This window comes from Streptomyces nanhaiensis, assembly GCF_046614825.1.
GTDB classification, from domain to species: Bacteria; Actinomycetota; Actinomycetes; order Streptomycetales; family Streptomycetaceae; genus Streptomyces; species Streptomyces radiopugnans.
This window is the reverse complement of sequence record NZ_JBKJFM010000259.1, coordinates 1-4,401: the sequence shown is the minus strand read 5'-3', so window position 1 is coordinate 4,401 and position 4,401 is coordinate 1. Positions and strand designations below refer to the sequence as shown.

The 4,401-nt window shown below is 68.3% G+C and carries 2 protein-coding genes and 1 pseudogene; 2 read left to right on the top strand and 1 reads right to left on the bottom strand.

Annotation, left to right across the window (positions count from 1 at the left end; translation table 11 throughout):
• The first annotated feature begins 139 nt into the window (after positions 1-139).
• Positions 140-2,104, top strand: a complete 1,965-nt coding sequence (locus ACLIYP_RS29350; RefSeq protein ID WP_412716117.1) for a hypothetical protein — start codon at positions 140-142, stop codon at positions 2,102-2,104.
• Between the two features lie 75 nt (positions 2,105-2,179).
• Here ACLIYP_RS29350 and ACLIYP_RS29345 read toward each other — a convergent pair whose 3' ends face one another.
• The gene (locus tag ACLIYP_RS29345; protein WP_412716116.1) at positions 2,180-2,839 is read right to left on the bottom strand and encodes a hypothetical protein; all 660 of its coding nucleotides are present in this window, start codon (positions 2,837-2,839) and stop codon (positions 2,180-2,182) included.
• Between the two features lie 163 nt (positions 2,840-3,002).
• Between ACLIYP_RS29345 and ACLIYP_RS29340 the strand changes: the two are divergent.
• A pseudogene (locus ACLIYP_RS29340) lies at positions 3,003-4,156 on the top strand (IS3 family transposase); the annotation flags it as partial.
• Between the last annotated feature and the right edge of the window lie 245 nt (positions 4,157-4,401).

Sequence of the window (4,401 nt, the reverse complement as noted above, 5' to 3'; positions counted from 1 at the left end):
GTAACCCCTCGCGGAATTGCTGCCGTTCGGCGGTCAGGCCGCCGCCTTGTGGATACCGCATCCCACTGGCATACCGCAGGGATCAAGGACCGTCAGCTCCTACGACACCACGAGTTCAACCTCAGTAGCCATCGGTACGGTGGCCATGCTGCTGTTCAGTGCCGGCGGTGTGGCCGGCGCGGCCGAGACGGCTCCGACCGCCCAGCCCGACCCCAACGCCGCCCCCTCGACCCGGCCTGCTGCCGGGCCGGAGAAGACCACGCGAGCGGCTGCCGCAGGAGCACGACCGGTGTCGGGCAAGAGCCCGACGGCTGCGCCTCTGTCGCGGAACGCTGCGCCTGGCGGGTTCCAGCGGGTGACGTCTCAGAAGGTCCAGCTCAAGAACAAGGTGACCGACGCGGACGGGGACAAGTCGACGCTGACGTTCGAGGTGTGGACCGCGGACGCGGCAGGCAACCCACTGAAGAAGGTGAGCATCGCCGACAACGAGTGGGGTGTCATCGTCTCCCCCTACGTGGCGTCGGGGACGACGGTCACGGTGGACGTGCCGGTGGGCAAGCTGGCGCTGAACACCAACTATGTCTTCCACACGTCGGCGTTCGACGGCTCCCTGTACGAAACCTCGTGGTCACCGTGGGCGAAGTTCCGCATCGAGCTGCCGGTGGATCTGACGCTGCCGACGCCCGACTACAGTGCGCCCGATCCGACGTCGCTGAACACGCCGCCGAACTACTACCAGACGAAGCCGCTGGGCTCGGCCGGTACGCCGCTGTCAGCGCGCTCGTCGCAGTCGGCGGTGGAGCAGTGCAGTGAGGCGGACGCGGACGGCCGTCAGGTGTGCTTCGGCAAGTCGACGCCGGTGGCCAAGGGCAAGGCACCCAAGAGCGGGGCGAAGACCGCGGGCGCGGCGGCCGCGACGGCCGGGGTGGAGTGGTGTAACACCGACTTCGAAAGCATTCTCGCCACTCGGTTCACCGAGTGCGATGTCAGATCGGTGCCGATCTACATCCGCATGAACGGCACGATCCAGGCCACTGCTCGCTTCATGTTCCTGCGAATGCTTCAGCTCGACGGCCAGAACAGCTTCACCGAGCACCTCACCATCGAGCCCGCGCAGCAGATCCCCCTCGCGTTCCGTGAGATCAACTTCGTGGGGGTGGAGCACCTGTGCCAGGGGTCGTGTACGCCGCAAGAGCCCGATCACAGTGCATGGCAGGGCAAGACGTGGTGGGTGCCGGGCGAGATGCATTCCGCATCGCTGACCACCTCGTACACGTGGGACGCCTCGGTCGCCGGGAAGACGTACCTGTACAAGCCGGATGTGAAGATCGACGCGAACATTCTTCCTGCGGACGGGCAGATCCGCCCGTTCATGACCGGCTACCAGTGGTCGCTGGACTACGACGGCGGCACGGAGGATCTCGACCAGATCCGATGCGACACCACCGACGCCGGACCGGGCACGGGCTGTGTGTTCGTCAATCACGCCCCCACCTACATCTTCAACGCCAAGGCTTTTCCGCAGGCCGCGGCGCACGCGTGGCTGATCCAGAAGGCCACCCCCAAGCATCCGGGTTCGATGGCCGATCAAAAGCCTCTGTACTACATGGGCGACAGTGCGCAGAACTCCCGTAGCCGCAACCGGATCTGCCCCACCGGGTGGGCCGCGGCGAACGGGGACGCCTCCGCCCTGGTGGACGCGTCCGACGCGCTGAACTGTGACGAGTTCGCGTTCGCCTCCACCTACAACAGCGGCGGCATGTCGTCCGCTGAGGGCGGCCTGAACCCCGCCCTGCTCCCGGGCGGGACCACGCCGACGGGTGCGGCGTGCATTGGCACCTACGCCAAGAAGCACGGCAGCATGGTCCACCTGTTCTCCCTGAACGGCACCGACCCCACGTTCAGCGAGGTGTGCGGCCGGTCGGCTATCTCCGGCATGCACAACCAGGAATCCATGGGCAACCACTTCGCGACGTTCATGCGGGACATGCGGATCATGGACAAGGACGCGTACTGGCTGGACACGCGCATGGATGACGGCGGCACCTGCAAATACGGCATCGGCGGCGGTCAGCCGGTGATCTGCAAGTTGGCCGCGGAGTAACACCCCCGGCCCCAACGGCATCGGCCCCCACTCTGCGATCAGGGTGGGGGCCGGCCTCATGTGCGCGGCAGGCGTTCATACCGGGGCGATGAGGATGCCGGGAAGATCACCGGCCTCCACAACGTCCTGGTCGATGGCCACGCCCGTGTAGGCGCCCACGGCGGTGAACACCAGCTCGGGCAGGCGCTCGCCATGCTCCTCGAAGTACGCGACGACTTCGGCCTCACCGGTCTCGGGCATCGACGGGAACACCGCGCCCGCGGCGCCGAGGGCGGCGTCGAGGGCCGAGCCCTGCCCGGTGTCGGTACCGAAGTCGGCCCGGTACGCGCGGGCACCGGGCGCATGGATGATCTGGGCCGGGGGGCTGAAACGGTTGGCGGTCAGGCAGAGGATCTCCTCGCCCTCGCAGGGAAGCATCGACTCGGCCTTGCCCTGGTAGCCAGTCGCCCAGGTCGCCATGCCCCAGTCCTCCAGCACGTACGTCCACGCGCCGCACGTGCCGTACATGACGCGGTTGAGGCGGGGGGAGGGCAGGCCCGGCTGCCCGGCCGGTGCCCGCAGTTCCCTGTACGGGGTGCGGGCGGCGAGTTCGTCGGGGTCGGCGCCCAGGTTGATGAGGAACTCGTCCGTCTCCACGCCTCGGGCCAGGGTCAGCGAGATGCCGCCGAGCATGCCGGGCACGGCCGACGAAGGGGTGTGGTGGTGTGCGCCTATCCATGCGATGCCGTCACTCATGCCGGTCAGGCTATCGGCCGGTACTGGCGGCCCCGGTGGTGGCAACGGGCCCGGACGGCACTACCCGCGCGGCAGCCGTCACAGCGGGCCGGAGAGCGGGCCTTGACCTTTGATCCTGGGCACACGCGACACTGGACCCTGGGGATCTGAGAACGGACATCTCGTGGTCATGAAGAACTACCCGCCGCGGTTCACAGCGGACGCGGTCGCGCTCTACCAGTCGCGGCCCGAAGCGACGATCGAGCAGGTCGCCACCGATCTGGGGATCAACCCCGAGACCCTGCGGAACTGGGTGAGGGACGTCGGCGCGAGCCGGCCCCGGGGACGCCGGGCAGAGCCGGCAGCGGAGCCGCCCACGCCGTTGGAGGCGGGGAACGCCGCCCTGCGCAGGAAGGTCCGTGAGCTGGAGGGAGAACGCGAGATCCTGCGGAAAGCGGCGAAGTATTTCGCCGGGGAGAGGCGCTGGTGAACCGCTTCCGGTTCGTCGCCGACCACCACCGCCGCTACGGCGTGAAGCGGCTGTGCACCATCCTGGACGTCTCCCGCTCCAGCTTCTACCACTGGCGTGCGACAGCCGCGGACCGGGCAGCGAGGCAGGCCGGTGACGCCGTTCTCGCCGCACGAATACGGGCCGTGCACCGCGAGTCGGACGGCACCTACGGCGTCCCCAGGACCACCGCCGAACTCCGCGAGGCGGGCGAGCAGGTCAACCACAAGCGCCTCGCGCGCGATGCGGAGCATCAATCTGGCCGGCGTGCGGCTGCGGCGCAGACACCGCACCACCATCGCGGACCCGGCAGGGGTGAAGGACCAGGACCTGATCGGCCGCGCCTTCACCGCGCGTGAGCCGAACAGGAAGTACGTCGGCGACATCACCCATCTCCCGGTGGACGGCGGGAAGTTCCTGTATCTGGCCACTGTCATCGACCTCGCCTCCCGCCGCCTGGCCGGCTGGGCTCTGGCCGATCACCTGCGCGCCGATTTCGTCATCGACGCCTGGCCGTCGCCGAGCTCACCCGCGGCGGCCTCACCGGAGCGGTCCTGCACACCGCTCACGGAGCCCAGTACACCAGCGCCGCCTTCGCCGACACCTGCCGCACAGCGGGCGTCCGGCACTCCATGAGCGCGGTCGGCAGCTCGGCGGGCAACGCGCTCGCCGAGTCCTTCAACGCGACGTTCAAACGCGAGACCCTCCAGAGTCGAAAGAGCTGGTCCAGCGAGCGCGAGGCCCGCCTCGACGCGTTCCGCTGGCTGCACCGCTACAACACCCGACGCCGCTACTCCCGCCTCGGGCACCGCAGCCCGATCGTCTACGAGAACACCTTCCGAACAACATCGACTACGCTGACGCCAGCCGCACAACCCGTGCCCAGGACTCGGGGGGCAAGGCCCGACGGTGCGCCCACCGATCCCGGCTGTCGGGACTGTAAATCGTTCGGCCCTGTCTCACATCCGGTGGTGACGGAGAGTCGCGAGGGTCGTTGATGTCCGTGTGAAGGATGTCGACGAGCTTGTCCAGACAGTGTTCTCGGGGCTGTCCCCGCTGGTCATCGAGGATGTGA